General features: G+C 40.4%; 15 protein-coding genes. 10 read left to right on the top strand and 5 right to left on the bottom strand.

Annotated features, from left to right (window positions below; all coding sequences use genetic code 11):
- The first annotated feature begins 31 nt into the window (after nucleotides 1–31).
- Both Xbud_RS03250 and bcp read left to right on the top strand, forming a co-directional pair.
- The gene (locus tag Xbud_RS03250) at nucleotides 32–592 is read left to right on the top strand and encodes a glycine cleavage system transcriptional repressor (RefSeq protein ID WP_099134723.1); all 561 of its coding nucleotides are present in this window, start codon (nucleotides 32–34) and stop codon (nucleotides 590–592) included.
- 284 nt (nucleotides 593–876) lie between these two features.
- Nucleotides 877–1,350 (top strand): thioredoxin-dependent thiol peroxidase, encoded by a 474-nt coding sequence (bcp, locus tag Xbud_RS03255; RefSeq protein ID WP_099134724.1) that lies wholly within the window; start codon nucleotides 877–879, stop codon nucleotides 1,348–1,350.
- A gap of 78 nt (nucleotides 1,351–1,428) precedes the next feature.
- Here bcp and Xbud_RS03260 read toward each other — a convergent pair whose 3' ends face one another.
- On the bottom strand, nucleotides 1,429–2,487 hold the full coding sequence (locus tag Xbud_RS03260) for an AI-2E family transporter (protein ID WP_099134725.1): 1,059 nt from the start codon (nucleotides 2,485–2,487) through the stop codon (nucleotides 1,429–1,431).
- A 160-nt stretch (nucleotides 2,488–2,647) separates the two neighbouring features.
- Here Xbud_RS03260 and bepA point away from each other — a divergent pair, with 160 nt between their 5' ends.
- Complete coding sequence (gene bepA, locus Xbud_RS03265; RefSeq protein WP_099134726.1) at nucleotides 2,648–4,126, top strand: beta-barrel assembly-enhancing protease; 1,479 nt, start codon at nucleotides 2,648–2,650, stop codon at nucleotides 4,124–4,126.
- Nucleotides 4,127–4,137: 11 nt separating this feature from the next.
- Nucleotides 4,138–4,497 (top strand): arsenate reductase (glutaredoxin), encoded by a 360-nt coding sequence (gene arsC, locus Xbud_RS03270; RefSeq protein ID WP_099134727.1) that lies wholly within the window; start codon nucleotides 4,138–4,140, stop codon nucleotides 4,495–4,497.
- 77 nt (nucleotides 4,498–4,574) lie between these two features.
- On the opposite strand, the gene hda is transcribed toward arsC, so the two are convergent.
- The 3 genes from hda to upp form a co-directional block, all read right to left on the bottom strand.
- The gene (hda, locus tag Xbud_RS03275; protein ID WP_169923019.1) at nucleotides 4,575–5,282 is read right to left on the bottom strand and encodes a DnaA inactivator Hda; all 708 of its coding nucleotides are present in this window, start codon (nucleotides 5,280–5,282) and stop codon (nucleotides 4,575–4,577) included.
- 262 nt (nucleotides 5,283–5,544) lie between these two features.
- Nucleotides 5,545–5,892, bottom strand: a complete 348-nt coding sequence (locus Xbud_RS03280) for a hypothetical protein (RefSeq protein WP_099134729.1) — start codon at nucleotides 5,890–5,892, stop codon at nucleotides 5,545–5,547.
- Between the two features lie 162 nt (nucleotides 5,893–6,054).
- On the bottom strand, nucleotides 6,055–6,681 hold the full coding sequence (gene upp, locus Xbud_RS03285) for a uracil phosphoribosyltransferase (RefSeq protein ID WP_038269806.1): 627 nt from the start codon (nucleotides 6,679–6,681) through the stop codon (nucleotides 6,055–6,057).
- Between the two features lie 231 nt (nucleotides 6,682–6,912).
- Between upp and purM the strand changes: the two genes are divergently transcribed.
- From purM to mgtE, 6 genes are all read left to right on the top strand, one after another.
- Nucleotides 6,913–7,953 (top strand): phosphoribosylformylglycinamidine cyclo-ligase, encoded by a 1,041-nt coding sequence (purM, locus tag Xbud_RS03290; RefSeq protein ID WP_099134730.1) that lies wholly within the window; start codon nucleotides 6,913–6,915, stop codon nucleotides 7,951–7,953.
- A gap of 29 nt (nucleotides 7,954–7,982) precedes the next feature.
- Complete coding sequence (purN, locus tag Xbud_RS03295) at nucleotides 7,983–8,621, top strand: phosphoribosylglycinamide formyltransferase (protein ID WP_099134731.1); 639 nt, start codon at nucleotides 7,983–7,985, stop codon at nucleotides 8,619–8,621.
- Nucleotides 8,622–8,955: 334 nt separating this feature from the next.
- Nucleotides 8,956–9,519, top strand: a complete 564-nt coding sequence (gene speG / locus Xbud_RS03300; RefSeq protein ID WP_099134732.1) for a spermidine N1-acetyltransferase — start codon at nucleotides 8,956–8,958, stop codon at nucleotides 9,517–9,519.
- 28 nt (nucleotides 9,520–9,547) lie between these two features.
- Nucleotides 9,548–11,617: a polyphosphate kinase 1 gene (gene ppk1 / locus Xbud_RS03305; RefSeq protein ID WP_099134733.1), complete on the top strand. Its 2,070-nt coding sequence runs from the start codon at nucleotides 9,548–9,550 to the stop codon at nucleotides 11,615–11,617.
- Between the two features lie 3 nt (nucleotides 11,618–11,620).
- Entirely contained in the window at nucleotides 11,621–13,225 is a 1,605-nt protein-coding gene (gene ppx / locus Xbud_RS03310) for an exopolyphosphatase (RefSeq protein WP_099134734.1), read from the top strand.
- Between the two features lie 73 nt (nucleotides 13,226–13,298).
- Nucleotides 13,299–14,762 (top strand): magnesium transporter, encoded by a 1,464-nt coding sequence (gene mgtE, locus Xbud_RS03315; protein WP_099134735.1) that lies wholly within the window; start codon nucleotides 13,299–13,301, stop codon nucleotides 14,760–14,762.
- 72 nt (nucleotides 14,763–14,834) lie between these two features.
- Here mgtE and Xbud_RS03320 read toward each other — a convergent pair whose 3' ends face one another.
- Nucleotides 14,835–15,314: an Hcp family type VI secretion system effector gene (locus Xbud_RS03320; protein WP_099134736.1), complete on the bottom strand. Its 480-nt coding sequence runs from the start codon at nucleotides 15,312–15,314 to the stop codon at nucleotides 14,835–14,837.
- Nucleotides 15,315–15,722: the final 408 nt, after the last annotated feature.

Below are 15,722 nucleotides of genomic sequence, written 5' to 3' on the forward strand. Positions count from 1 at the left end.
CAGACATCTATCATAGATAAGGGAAATCGCTTTGCCAAAATCAAAACAACATTTTTTAGTGATCACTGCTCTCGGTGCAGATCGCCCCGGTATCGTCAATACCATCACCCGCCTTGTTAATACATGCGGCTGTAATATTGAAGACAGCCGTTTGGCAATGTTTGGCGAAGAATTTACCTTTATCATGCTGCTATCTGGTAGCTGGAATTCGATTACCTTGATTGAATCCACTCTGCCCCAAAGGGCGGCTGAACTTGAATTACTCGTTGTGATGAAACGGACTCGCAGCGGCGCTCAAACAAAATTTCCTTCAACGGTTTCAGTCCGGGTAGATGTAGATGATTCTCCCGGTATTGTTGAACGTTTCACTAACCTGTTCACAACCCAGAATTTCAATATTGCTGAACTGGTATCAAAAACCCATCCAACTGATGAAAATATGCCCGCTCGTTTGCAGATCCAAATCACAGGCCATAATCCACTGGATGATAATGGAATTGTATTTAAAGAAACCTTTTATCGCCTGTGCACTGAATTGAATGCGCAAGGCAGTATTAGTGTGCAGGAAACGTTGGATGGTAAGGCTTGTTGACCAGATGAAAAAAAATAAGATACAGCTTTAAATCTGGCCTAAGCAGCCACTCATACGTTCTATAAATTAACAAGATGAGTATAGACGAATAATGTTGAATACCATTAAACAAGAAGAAATAACTTACTATTCATACAAATAATTAGAATCCCACACTGCTTAAGTCACACAACTACTAACATCGCAACTTGAAAGAAGGCAGGATACGTATTAATGAATGAACATATAGTAGTATTAGTGTATAAAATCCATTTGAATAAAAACAATTAAAGGGAGAATGCGTGATGAGTCCATTGAAAGCCGGAGACAAGGCCCCACAATTCAGCCTTCCTGACCAAGATGGCGAAAACATTAACTTATCTGACTTCAAAGGTCAGCGTGTTTTAGTTTATTTCTATCCCAAAGCAATGACCCCGGGCTGTACCGTTCAGGCGTGTGGTTTACGCGACACGATGGACGAACTGGAAAAAATTAATGTCACAGTATTAGGCATCAGTACAGATACTCCCGAAAAATTATCCCGCTTTGCCGAGAAAGAGATGCTGAATTTCACCCTGCTTTCTGATGTTGATCATCAGGTTGCCGGGCAATTTGGTGTTTGGGGTAAAAAGCAGTTTATGGGAAAAACCTATGATGGTATTCATCGCATCAGTTTTTTAATTGATTCAAAAGGTAATATTGAACACGTTTTTGATAGATTCAAAACCAGCGACCACCACCAAATTGTTCTGGATTATCTAAAGCAGCATTCATCTTGATAAACTTACGAGCTAATAACACAATCCCCCATCAGACAGATGGGGGATTTTTTTCAGCACTATCGCGGTTCGCTATGGCTATTCTTCTGCTTTTTCTTCTGGCCAAACATTAATGACCGCTTTGATCAGAGTCGCCAATGGGATAGCAAAAAAAACGCCCCAGAATCCCCATAACCCACCAAAAATAATGACAGAAAGGATAATAACCAGTGGATGGAGGTTTACTGCTTCCGAAAACAGAATAGGTACAAGCAGGTTTCCGTCTAACCCTTGTACAACCAAGTAAGCGATAAATAGTGTCCAAAAATCTGTTCCGAAACCCCATTGGAATAACGCAACTATAATGACAGGAATAGTGACGATCACTGTACCTACATAGGGAATTAACACGGACAAACCAACAAGTACAGCAAGTAGCATCGAATAATGCAATTTAAAGAAAGCAAATACCGCGTAAGTACAAATGGTCAGGATAACCATTTCCATCACTTTTCCACGGATATAATTCGTAATCTGTTGATTCATTTCACGCCATACCTTCCCGGCTAAACCGTGATTACGCGGCAATATACTTTGTAGTGCTGCAACCATCTTATTTTTATCTTTCAACAGGAAAAACACCATAAAAGGAACAATAATCAGGTAAATAGAAAGAGTTAACAGCCCAATCAAGGATGCCACGGAAAACTTAACCACAGATTCTCCCGCTAAGGAAAGCTTGCCACGCAGATTTTCTGCAAACATTTCAATGATACCAGCATCAACCAGAGCGGGATAACGGGAGGGCAAAGTATGGGCATACTCATTAAAATGGTTAATCATATTTGGCAAATCAGAAAACAGATTCACACCCTGTTGCCAAACTGTTGGGGCAACAATTAGGATAATCAGGGCGCTAATCCCCATAAAAATGGTTAATACAATAGTCACAGAAAGTGAACGGCTACACCCTAATTTTTCCAGTTTTACCGTTGGCCATTCCAGTAAATACGCCAGTACAATTGCGGCAAGAACTGGTGCCAAAATACCATTAAAAAAATAAATGATGCCAAACCCTGCTAACAAAATGAATGATAATGCAGCAATTTGTGGATCAGCAAAACGGCGACGATACCATTGCATGATCATATCCAACATAAACAAAACTCCCTGATAACAATACTTAACAATTATTTTACCGAAATTGCTTACAACTGACCGATTTTAAGTTACCCTTTCCTATCATACACGTATCCCGAAAATGATAGCTAACTGGACATAGTGTTTTTATTAGAAGTGCTTTTATGAGAATCGCTTTATGAAAAAAACGTCTACTAAAAGATCTCTGATAGCGATATTGGTTAGTCTGACACTATTTGGTAATACTCCGGCTCTTTCCGCACCTGTTGCAGATTCATTACCAGATATTGGTACAACAGCAGGATCTACACTCAGTATCAATCAAGAAATAGAACTAGGGGATTTCTATATCCGCCAAATACGTGCTGAAACCCCGCTGATTTATGATCCACTATTAACAAAATACATCAATAAGCTAGGCCAGCGGTTAGTAAATCACGCAGATGCGGTCAAAACGCCTTTTCATTTTTATATCGTCAATAACCCTAACATTAATGCGTATGCTATTTTCGGTGGCAATGTTGTACTACACTCAGCCCTGTTCCGTTATAGCCGAAATGAAAGCGAATTAGCGTCTGTCATGGCTCATGAAATCGCCCATGTCACTCAGCGTCATTTAGCCCGCCGGATGGAAGATATCCAACGAAAATCACCGCTGGCATGGGCTGGAACATTAGGTTCTATCTTACTGCTAATGGCTAATCCACAAGCAGGAATGGCGGCATTAAGTGGTACTCTGGCTGGTTTTACACAAGGCATAATCAGCTTTACTCGTGAAAACGAACAGGAAGCAGACCGTATAGGTATGCGAATATTAAGCCAAGCCGGATTTGATCCTTATGGAATGCCCAATTTCATGCAAACTCTAGGAGATCAATCCCGGTACAGCTCTAAGCTACCAGAAATGTTATATACCCATCCACTGCCTGACAACCGCTTAGCTGATGCCCGCAATAGAGCCAATCAATACCCCAAAAAATCTATCCCAGAATCACAGGATTATCTGCTTGCTCGCGTACGTATTCTGACAATAAAGTCTACAACACTATCTTCTGCACAATATCCCTATACAGAAGAGTTTCTGAACAAATATAGCCAAGGAACACCAAAAGAAAAAATTGCCGCTTCTTACGGACGAGTTCTCTTACTAATCCAAAATAAAAAGTATACTGAAGCCAGAACAATACTGACTCCATTACTGAATGAGCAACCAGATAATATATGGTTTATCGGCGCCATGACAAATATTGATATTGAACAATCACAGTATGCGCAAGCTATTACCCGCTTACAACAAGCTCTTCAAAAACATAAAAATGATCCGGTACTACAAATCAAGCTCGCTAATGTCTATATTCAAGCTAAACAATATCCAAAGGCTTCACAACAGCTATTCCAATATACCTTCAATCATCCTGATGATTTAACGGGTTGGTCATTAATGGCAGAAGCGGCAGGTAAACAAGGAAAACGCAGTACTGAACTGGCAGCTTATGCAGAAACCATGGCATTAAAAGGACAGTTTGATATGGCTATAAATTATCTCAGCCAGGCCAGTGCATTGGTAAAATTAAATAGTTATGATCAAGCCCGCTACGATGCCCGCATTGATCAGTTACGCCAACTGCAACAACGTTATAGCCAATATGAGAAATGAGGTTTTTTTACATGCAAGATATTATTTTTTACCATAATCCCCGCTGTTCAAAAAGTAGGGAAACGCTTAAGTTAATTGAAGACCTCGGGAATACACCAGAAATCATTCATTATCTCGATACACCTCCAACAGCAGAACAACTTGCTATTTTATTAAAAAAGCTGGGTTTCAACGATGCCCGTCAGTTAATGCGAACTAAAGAAGCACTCTATAAAGAACTGAGGCTTGATAATAATGAACTATCACAGGAAGCCTTACTTCAGGCAATGTCCGAGAACCCTAAACTCATAGAGCGACCAATTGTTGTGGTAGGAAATAAGGCACGCTTAGGACGCCCGCCAGAACAAGTTAAAGAAATTTTAGGCAATTAATTATTTTGGCATATACAAAAAAGTGATAGGGAAATACCTCTATCACTTTTTCATTCTTTACTTCCTGACCCGACTTGTTAAAGGTCAAGAATATCTTTTACAAACGGGATCGTGAGTTTACGTTGAGCCACAATAGAAGCACGGTCAAGCTCATCTAACGTCCTAAATAGTGTTTGCATTTCCCTATCAAGTCGTTTTAACACAAAACGGCCCACATCTTCAGGTAATTCAAATCCCCGTAGCTTCGCCCGCAATTGCAATGCCTGAATTTTTTCATCATCAGACAACGGCTGCAATTTGTAGATCTGCCCCCAATCCAAACGAGATGCCAAATCTGGTAACGTTAAGTTAATTTGCCGGGGAGGACGATCTCCGGTGATCAAAAGACAGGTTCGGCCAATCTCTACAATGCGGTTATAGAGATTAAAAATAGCCATTTCCCATACCTGATCACCTGCGATAAATTCCACATTGTCAATACACACCAATGATAAATGCTCCATTCCATCAAGAACTTCCGGAACAAAATAAGCACGTTTATCTAATGGTACATACCCTACAGCCTCTCCTTGTTGGGATAATTCGGCACAAGCTGCATGGAGTAAATGACTCTTGCCCCCACCATCGCGGGACCAAAAATAGATATAACTGCCATGTGACTGACTAATAGCCAATTTTATGGCTGCTAATAAAGACGTATTCTCACCTGCAAAAAAACTGGCAAATGTTTCATCATCAGGCAAATATAAGGGCAATGAAAGCTGCGCCGATGTATTCAGAAGCACCTCAAACGGAATGGATAACGAACAGCACTAAGCCTACCATAAAAACCAAGTCTATCACAAAAAACGATAGCAAATGAAATGAATACTCTTCTTAGAATGAGAATTATTGTTAATCTTGACTTTTCCGGGTAAAACCCGGTTGACAACATACGCTGGTAATGTTTTATTTTTTAGTTAGGATCTTTATTGACATTTGGATGATAGCAAAAATAGCTCTTTCCCTAATGAATATGAGTTTCACTGAACTGTTTTCTCTAATGATTTACTTTTCTTTATTGGATGTAGAAATTATCAAAGCATTAGTTTCTTTCAAAAGTTCAGTGACTTCATTTTTATCTAAATCACCCTCAATAAATATAGAGCTGCCATCACTTTTAACTATAGATATTTTTAGGTTACGACCACCCAAAAGTGCAATGAGTGCTCTTCTTATACTATCAAGGTAGCTTAAATTATCTTTAAGAAAAGTGAGAGTAGGTTTAATAATGTTGAATGTCTCTGAATGAGATGTTACTGGATCAACTTCTATATGAAATTTAGCAAGTTCAGTATAAAACGCTGTAATCAAAGGTTCATCTATATATAAAGTAATAATATTGGTATTTTTCATTTTATTCTCTACTTTATCTTTATTGATACTAAATAAATAAGTGAAATTGAATCATATAGAAAAAACATCTGATATCTTTAGTATAGTCAGTTTTTATGACACAAAACTTAAAATATGAGAAGCAGATATAAATTAGCTTATAATTTTATTATTCTATAAATATTATTTTGTACCAAATATCTTATCGCCTGCATCCCCCAGGCCAGGAACAATATACCCATGTTCATTAAGACGTTCATCAATAGACGCGGTATATAACTCAACATCAGGATGAGCCTTCTCCAGCGCTGCAACGCCTTCTGGTGCAGCAACCAAAACCAATACCTTAATAACAGGGCAACCTGCTTTTTTCAGCAGATCAATCGTAGCAATCATAGAACCGCCTGTTGCCAACATCGGATCAACAACCAGCGCCATACGCTCATTAATGTCAGAAACCAGTTTTTGGAAATAAGGCACAGGCTCAAATGTTTTCTCATCACGATAAACACCGACAACACTGATACGGGCACTTGGAATATTTTCCAAAACGCCATCCATCATTCCCAAACCTGCACGCAAGATAGGCACTACTGTGATTTTTTTTCCTTTGATCTGATCTATTTCTACCGGACCACACCATCCATCAATGGTCACTTTCTCAGTTTCTAAATCAGCAGTTGCTTCATATGTCAGAAGGTTTCCCACTTCTGAGGCCAGTTCACGAAAACGCTTAGTGCTTATATCATGGTCGCGCATCAGGCCCAGTTTATGTTTAACGAGTGGGTGTTTAACCTCAACGATCTTCATGGGTTTCTCCTACTGTATATAGCTGGCAGATAAAAAAATCGCGGGATTATACCTCCTTTTTGATATCGTGCCACTATCCATCTATTGATTTTTAGCAACCACAAGTATTTTTCTTCTATCTTTTTTATCCGTAATAACCTACAGAAAGCTATCGCAAACGTTTGCCTAGACTGTTAGAATTATCGCCGTTCTGTTTTATTCATTCAAATGCAATCGCCTGGGAGCTACGCAGTGACCAATAAAACCTCTCTTAGCTATAAAGATGCTGGTGTCGACATTGATGCTGGTAATGCCTTAGTCAATCGTATCAAAGGGGTTGTGAAACAGACTCGACGCCCTGAAGTGATGGGGGGATTGGGAGGATTCGGCGCATTATGTGCCCTGCCACAAAAATATCGTGAACCTATTTTAGTTTCCGGTACAGATGGCGTTGGTACTAAACTGCGTCTGGCAATGGATCTGAAACGTCACGATACTATCGGAATTGATTTGGTCGCCATGTGTGTTAATGATCTGGTTGTTCAAGGTGCTGAACCTCTGTTCTTCCTTGATTATTATGCGACAGGTAAATTGGATGTTGACACAGCATCCAGTGTCATCACCGGCATTGCAGAAGGCTGTAAACAAGCTGGTTGTGCACTGGTCGGTGGAGAAACAGCCGAAATGCCCGGCATGTATCATGGAGAAGATTACGACGTTGCTGGTTTTTGTGTCGGCGTAGTTGAAAAATCAGAAATCATTGATGGTAGTCAAGTTCAGGTCGGCGATGCACTAATTGCATTAGCATCCAGCGGGCCACATTCTAATGGCTATTCATTAATTCGCAAAATCCTTGAAGTCAGTCAGACCAATCCTGAGACAACCAAACTGGATGATAAGCCATTAGCTGATCATTTACTTGCCCCGACCCGTATTTATGTCAAACCATTACTTGAATTAATTGAGAATGTTGAGATCCACGCGATTTCTCATCTGACAGGTGGCGGCTTCTGGGAAAATATTCCCCGTGTTCTGCCAGAAAATATGCAAGCAAGAATCGAGGGTACTAGCTGGCAGTGGCCTGCGATTTTCAAATGGTTGCAACAGGCAGGTAATGTCAGCGATCACGAAATGTACCGTACATTCAACTGTGGAGTCGGTATGATAATTGCTTTACCACAATCTCAGGCAAAACAGGCAATTGAGTGGCTAAACGCAGCGGGTGAAAATGCGTGGCAAATCGGCAGCATTGCTGAACTTGGTCACAGCGAACAGCAAGTCGTTATTAGTTAACAGAAAGCCAGTCAATAGAAAGTCATCCTATGAAAAAAATTGTGGTATTAATTTCTGGTAATGGCAGTAACCTACAATCTATTATTGATGCCTGCCAACAAAACCGGATTAATGGGCAAGTCTGTGCAGTATTCAGCAATAATGCCAATGCTTATGGCCTGCAACGGGCAGAATACGCGGGTATTCCCACGCATTTTCTCAATCCGAAAGAGTATTCAAATCGTGCGGATTATGATTTAGCCCTGCTCACAGCTCTTGATCGATACCAGCCCGATTTGGTCGTTTTAGCGGGTTATATGAGAATATTATCACCTGGTTTTGTACAGCATTATCGCGGACGCCTGATTAATATTCACCCTTCCCTGCTACCGAAATATCCCGGTTTGCATACCCATCGTAAAGCAATAGAAAATGGGGATCAGGAGCACGGTACTTCTGTCCACTTTGTGACTGAAGAACTTGATGGTGGTCCCATTGTCTTGCAGGCTAAAGTACCAATTTTTGCAGGTGATCAGGAAGAAGATGTTATCAGACGTGTTCAAACTCAGGAGCATAATATCTATCCGCTGGTCATCGGCTGGTTCCTGAATGAGCGTCTGAGAATGGATGACAATATCGCCATTATGGATGGCAAGATATTGCCGCCACAAGGTTATGCTTCAGAATAACCAATATTATTGGAACGATTACAGCATTGTGTTCAGAATTAATGTGTTCAGGTTAGCATGTAAAGTCAATGCATTAAGATTAATACGTTTTAAGGCTAATGTATTAAAGTTAATCATGTTAAAATAATGAAAATTAACCAGACACTTTGCTGTAAGTTATTATTTCGGAAAGTTCTTTTTCTATATTTCGTTCTTTTCTATATTTATAGTGCTAACCCACAAGCTGCAACTTAAAAAGGCGACGCGGATATCTAGTATTAATTAACTATCCGTATATCATTTCGTATAGACCAAAACAAAATCGGCCCTTATCGTAAAAACACTGAGGTATCCAATGTCCAGTGGTTCTGAAAATCCACCCGTAAACTTACGCCCCCTCGAACGGGAAGATCTCCCTTTCGTCCACCAGCTTGATAACAATGCCAGTGTCATGCGCTATTGGTTTGAAGAGCCTTATGAGGCTTTTGTTGAATTATGCGATCTCTATGACAAACATATTCATGACCAAAGTGAACGCCGTTTTATTATAGAGAGCATGAACGCTAAAGTCGGCTTGGTTGAGTTGGTGGAAATTGATTATATCCATCGCCGTGCCGAATTTCAGATTATTATTGCACCGGCTTATCAAGGGCAAGGCTATGCAACTGAGACAGTTAAACTTGCGATGGAGTACGCATTTTCTGTACTCAATCTCTACAAACTCTATTTAATCGTTGATAAAGAGAACGAAAAAGCAATTCATATATACAATAAGTTAGGGTTTTATACAGAAGGTGAATTAATCGATGAATTTTTCGTAAACGGCTCTTATCATACTGCTATTCGGATGTGCACTTTCCAACATCACTATTTTGCTAACAAAATTCGTCATTCTCAGAGTAAAAAGCAAAATTGTTAACCCAATAAATGGACCAAATGGAGTAGTAATGTCCCACGACCGCCTCTATACAGAAAAAGAACTCAGTTGGCTCTCTTTCAATGAACGTGTACTTCAGGAAGCGGCTGACAAAAGCAATCCACTTATTGAAAGAATGAGGTTTCTAGGGATCTACTCCAATAATCTGGATGAGTTTTATAAAGTTCGTTTCGCTGATGTAAAACGTCGTATTCTTATTAGCGAAGAACGGGGTTCTGCAACCAGCGCCCGGCAATTATTCAAAAAGATCCAGTCTAAAGTAGCCAAAATCGATCAGGAGTTTGATGAACTCTATAACGATTTACTATTGGAAATGGCACGCAACCAGATTTTCTTGATCAATGAACGGCAGATATCTCCCAATCAACAAATCTGGTTGCGGCAATATTTCCGGCAACATTTGCGTCCGCATATTACACCTATCGTTATCAATCCAGAGACGAATCTGGTTGAATTTTTGAAAGATGATTACACCTATTTGGCCGTGGAAATTATTCGGGGACAAGAAACAAAATATGCCCTGTTGGAAATTCCAGCAGACAAAGTTCCCCGTTTTGTTAATCTGCCACCAGAAATGCCAAAAAAACGCAAATCAATGATTTTACTTGATAACATTTTACGTTACACACTGGATGAAATTTTCAAAGGTTTTTTTGATTACGATACACTGAACGTTTACTCCATGAAAATGACCCGTGATTCTGAATACGATTTGGCAACGGAAATGGAGTCCAGTTTGTTGGAATTGATGTCTTCAACCCTGAAGCAACGGTTAACAGCCGAGCCTGTCCGCTTTGTTTATCAGCGAGATATGCCGGATGAAATGGTAGAACTATTACGCAGTAAGTTAGGGTTGTCTAATGATGACTCTGTCATTGCTGGTGGCCGTTATCACAACTTCAAAGATTTCATCAAATTTCCCAATGAAGGAAACCGAACCCTTCTGAATAAACCCATGCCACGCTTACGCCATACCTGGTTCGATCATTTCCGCAACGGTTTTGATGCTATCCGTGAACAAGATGTTTTGCTCTATTACCCTTATCACACTTTCGAGCATGTACTGGAATTACTGCGGCAGGCATCATTCGATCCAAGTGTATTATCGATAAAAATCAATATCTATCGTGTAGCTAAAGACTCACGCATTATTGATTCTATGATCCATGCTGCTCACAACGGTAAAAAAGTGACGGTAGTAGTCGAGTTACAGGCACGATTTGATGAAGAGGCCAACATCCACTGGGCAAAACGCTTGACTGAAGCAGGCGTGCATGTGATTTTCTCTGCTCCGGGTCTGAAAATTCACGCTAAGCTGTTTATCATTTCACGCCTTGAAGGCGATGAAATTATCCGCTATGCCCATATCGGTACAGGAAATTTCAATGAAAAAACGGCTCGCTTATATACCGACTATTCCCTGCTAACAGCCAAGCCAGAAGTCACCAATGAAGTACGTCGTGTATTTAACTTTATTGAAAACCCTTATCGCCCTGTAACATTTGAGAATTTAATGGTATCGCCCCAAAATTCACGTGCAATGCTCAATAAGTTAATTACTCAAGAAATCGAAAATGCCAAAGAGGGAGAAATTGCAGGCATTACCTTAAAAATAAACAACCTGGTAGATAGAGAATTGGTGGATCGCCTGTATGATGCCTCCGAAGCGGGCGTCAAAGTGCGTCTTCTGATCCGCGGCATGTGTTCTCTGGTTCCCAATCAACCCAGTTTTAGTGAGAATATTCAGGTCACCAGTATTGTAGATCGTTTCCTTGAGCATGATCGGGTTTATGTTTTCACCAATAAAGGGGATGAAAAAGTTTTCCTCTCTTCCGCAGACTGGATGACCCGGAATATTGATTATCGTATTGAAGTCGCGGTTTGTTTGTTAGATCCCCTGTTAAAACAACGAGTGTTGGATATCTTAGAACTCCAGTTTAACGATACGGTTAAGGCACGCTATATTGATAAAGAACTGAGCAACCGCTATGTGCCACGGGGAAATAAGCGTAAAATCCGCGCACAAACTGCCATTTATGATTATCTGAAAAACCTGGAACAACCGGAACCAAGAGCCTAATTTATGCCGTTGAAACACGATAAACCAACGCCTAAGCCGCTGGAAATTGCAACCATTGACCTTGGCTCTAACAGTTTTCATATGGTTATCGCCCGTATTGTAAATGGCGCATTACAAGTTATAGGGCGTCTAAAAAAACGGGTTTACCTTGCTGATGGACTGAATAATAAAAATGAGTTAAGTGAAGAAGCTATCAGTCGCGGTCTTGACTGCCTGTCATTATTTGCTGAGCGGTTGCAGGGTTTCTCTGCGGAAAATGTCTGCCTTGTAGGTACTCATAGTCTACGGGAAGCAATTAATGCGGAAGAGTTTCTGAAACGAGCCAAAGAAGTTATTCCTTATCCAATTGAAATTATTTCCGGTCATGAAGAAGCCCGTTTGATCTTCATGGGGGTAGAACATACTCAACCTGAAAAAGGGCGTAAGCTGGTGATTGATATTGGTGGTGGTTCCACCGAGTTGGTCATTGGTGAGGACTTCGAACCTCTATTAATTGAAAGCCGCCGTATGGGATGTGTAAGTTTTTCCCGTCAGTTTTTTCCTAGTGGCGTAGTAAATGAGCATAATTTCCATAGAGCAAGACTTCAGGCAGAACAAAAACTAGAAAATCTCATCTGGCAATTCCGCACAAAAGGTTGGGATTTTGCTTTGGGAGCATCGGGGACTATCAAAGCAGTTCATGAATCACTGATCGAATTTGGTGAAAAAGATGGCCTGATTACACCAGAGCGCCTCCATATGCTGGTGAAACAGGTATTAAAATACAAAAACTTCAACTCTCTGGATTTACCCGGTTTATCCGAAGATCGCAAACAAACTTTTGTTCCGGGTCTGGCTATTCTGTGCGGCATATTTGATGCCCTGCATATTCAGGAATTACGTTTGTCTGACGGAGCATTACGTGAAGGTGTTCTTTACGAAATGGAAGATCGCTTCCGCCATCAGGATATTCGTCAAAGAACAGCCAAAAGCCTCGCTGAACACTACAACATTGACAGGGAACAAGCCAGTCGCGTCTGGGACACAGCCAAAACACTTTATGACCAATGGGCGGCACAAAATCCGAAACGAGTACAACCACAATTGGAAGCCATTCTGCTCTGGGCAGCGATGCTTCATGAAGTTGGCTTAAGCATCAACCTGAATGGTTTACAGCGGCATTCTGCCTATATCCTGCAACACACTGACTTACCCGGCTTTAATCAAGAACAGCAATTATTGTTGGCAACATTGGTTCGCTATCACCGCAAAGCAATTAAAGTTCATGAACATCCCCGTTTCTATCTGTTCAAGAAAAAGCAATATCTTCCGATGCTCCAGATATTGAGATTAGCAACCTTGCTGAATAATCAACGCCAATCCACGACGACACCTGAATCTTTAAAGCTGGAAACAGATCATGGTCACTGGACACTTTACCTTCCCAAAAACTATCTAGTTCAGAATGTACTGATTCAGTTAGACTTAGAGAAAGAACAGGTTTACTGGGGTGATGTGACGGGTTGGCACTTACATATCCAAGAGGAATCATCTATTGCGGCGTTGAAACATCATCAGCAAAAACAGCAAAATATGATGGAACAAAATGGCAATTCTAAGACAAAATAGCACTATATCCCCCCAAACCGAGTAGCTTTGTACAGATTTTTGCAAAACTATTTGCACAAATTCAAGGTAGACTATGTTACAACCAGCCTTTAAATCTGATAATGGGAATGTCACCAGTCAACATTCCCAAAAGCTGGCTCTAATTCGCCAGAACCTGTTTTCGCTGCTCATTGACGATAAGCTATTCGTTGATTCGTTATTGGGACAAGCTGATGCACATGCAAAAATTAGCGATGACCAATTATTAGGGAAGATTGAAAAAGTCAAATCCCTTCTGACCAATCTGCATGCAGCAGATATTGCCGATATTCTGGAAGCATTACCTTATGATGAACGTCTTGCTTTATGGCGGCTCATTGATAATAACCAGCGTGGTGAAGTGCTGGTGGAAACCTCGATTCCAGTCTGGGATAACTTAATCAAAGACATGTCTGATCTGGAACTGCTCAGAGCAATCGGAACACTGCACGTAGATGAACAGGCTTATATTGCTGAACACCTTCCCCGGGATACAACACGCCGTTTACTGACCTATCTGGAACCCAGCCAGCGTAACCGCATCCGGGAAGTATTGCAGTACCATAAGGACAGTATCGGCCAGATGATGGATTTCGAATTTGTGACAGTACGAGGCAATGTCACACTCGGTACTGTTCAGCGTTTCCTACGTTCCCGCGGCTCTATTCCGGAAACAACGGATAAAATCTTTGTCATTGATCGCAAAAATCGCCTTCAGGGAGAACTTCTACTTACGACTTTGCTAACCAATGCACCGGATAAACTTGTAGCTGAGGTGATGAACATAGATACCGTCACTTTTCTGCCTGAGCAAAAAGGCGAAGATGCTGCCAGTGCGTTCGAACGTTACGACTTGATTTCTGCTGCGGTAGTGGACAGTAACGGGCGTTTGATGGGGCGCCTGACTGTCGAAGATATCGTTGATACTTTAAGCGAAGAGACGGATACCAATATCCGACGTATGGGCGGCTTGAGCCGTGAAGAAGATGTCTTCGCGCCAGTTGGACAGGCAGTAAAAACCCGCTGGACTTGGCTCGCTATTAATCTGTGCACAGCGTTTGTCGCTTCACGTGTTATCGGCCTGTTTGAACATACTATTTCCCAACTCGTCGCTCTTGCCACTTTAATGCCTATTGTGGCGGGCATCGGGGGCAATACCGGTAACCAGACTATTACCATGATCGTACGAGCACTGGCTCTACACCAGATCCAAACAGGGAGTTTCTCTTATCTTTTATTGAGGGAGCTTGGTGTTGCTCTGATAAATGGTGTTATTTGGGGAGGTATTATGGGTATTGTCACTTATGTGCTCTATGATGACCTTGCAATGGGGGGCGTAATGACAATGGCAATGATACTAAACCTGCTGATGGCTGCATTAATGGGGGTATTGATACCTTTTATTATGATGAAGTTAGGCAGAGATCCTGCGATTGGTTCCAGTGTTATGATTACTGCAATTACTGATACTGGCGGTTTCTTTATCTTTTTGGGATTGGCAACGCTGTTTTTGGTTTAATGAGTTCACCGATATTTAAGCAGCTCTGTATTCAGGAAACGCCGATTAAATAATCGGCGTTTTTGCAAATTATCAATACACTCTTTCTTCCCAGACACTATATCCAGATGTTCCTGCCATATGATGACGGCAGATAATATCTTTATATTTAATAGAAACAATTTCTTCTGGTTGTGATTCCGAATGGTTAATACTGTGCGGATAGTTTGGTGACAATTCAATGATTGTTGCATCACGACATTCAATTGAATAATAGAGTTCCTGAGATCCTAATTGTGAAGTGCGATAAAAATCAAATTTCAGATTCAAACTTTCATTATTTGAAATTGCCATCATTAATAACGGCGATGATTTATCTTGTGGCTTTACAAATACAATTGGACTATGGTTAACATTTTGTTCTCTATGAATAGAATGATGCAGATTCAATACAAAGATTTCATCTTCATGACCAGCCTGATATTTATTGCCGATGGACTCAATCGAAGAACAACCTTGTGAAATCAACCCTTGTTTGTTTCCCTGCAAGGTTAAATAGATCATATTCGCCATAATAACTTCCTGTTTTGGTTAAGTTTGAAAGTACTATTAATCGCGTCTAGCATATTTTGAAAAACTATTGTTTTCCAAGAAAAAATGTGATTAAAGTCACTAAACAATAACGTTTACCACCAAACCATATTTATTGCTGTTAACTTTAACCATTCATTTTATCAGCGATTATGGAATATTATATCAACGAAAAACAAGACAAGATACGCACTTTACTTAATAATTTACTAAGGATTTCGTTAATATCCATAATTTGTAGTACTATTTCATTGATCAACATTTTAAATACATTTCGTTCAGTTTTTGTTTCCATTATCCACCTCTATCACCTCTGATAAAATATCGTATTCATCGATTATTTTTGTTTTCTGAATGTCATATTTGTATTTATCTTTTAGTTTTTTCTGT

The sequence above is a fragment of the Xenorhabdus budapestensis genome, assembly GCF_002632465.1.
Classification (GTDB): domain Bacteria; phylum Pseudomonadota; class Gammaproteobacteria; order Enterobacterales; family Enterobacteriaceae; genus Xenorhabdus; species Xenorhabdus budapestensis.

Coding starts and splice junctions, on each gene's coding strand:
- bcp (WP_099134724.1), top strand. CDS start 877: ATGAGTCCATTGAAAGCCGGAGACAAGGCCCCACAATTCAGCCTTCCT.
- Xbud_RS03260 (WP_099134725.1), bottom strand. CDS start 2,487: ATGTTGGATATGATCATGCAATGGTATCGTCGCCGTTTTGCTGATCCA.
- bepA (WP_099134726.1), top strand. CDS start 2,648: ATGAAAAAAACGTCTACTAAAAGATCTCTGATAGCGATATTGGTTAGT.
- arsC (WP_099134727.1), top strand. CDS start 4,138: ATGCAAGATATTATTTTTTACCATAATCCCCGCTGTTCAAAAAGTAGG.
- Xbud_RS03280 (WP_099134729.1), bottom strand. CDS start 5,892: ATGAAAAATACCAATATTATTACTTTATATATAGATGAACCTTTGATT.
- upp (WP_038269806.1), bottom strand. CDS start 6,681: ATGAAGATCGTTGAGGTTAAACACCCACTCGTTAAACATAAACTGGGC.
- purN (WP_099134731.1), top strand. CDS start 7,983: ATGAAAAAAATTGTGGTATTAATTTCTGGTAATGGCAGTAACCTACAA.
- speG (WP_099134732.1), top strand. CDS start 8,956: ATGTCCAGTGGTTCTGAAAATCCACCCGTAAACTTACGCCCCCTCGAA.
- ppk1 (WP_099134733.1), top strand. CDS start 9,548: ATGTCCCACGACCGCCTCTATACAGAAAAAGAACTCAGTTGGCTCTCT.
- ppx (WP_099134734.1), top strand. CDS start 11,621: ATGCCGTTGAAACACGATAAACCAACGCCTAAGCCGCTGGAAATTGCA.
- mgtE (WP_099134735.1), top strand. CDS start 13,299: ATGTTACAACCAGCCTTTAAATCTGATAATGGGAATGTCACCAGTCAA.
- Xbud_RS03320 (WP_099134736.1), bottom strand. CDS start 15,314: ATGGCGAATATGATCTATTTAACCTTGCAGGGAAACAAACAAGGGTTG.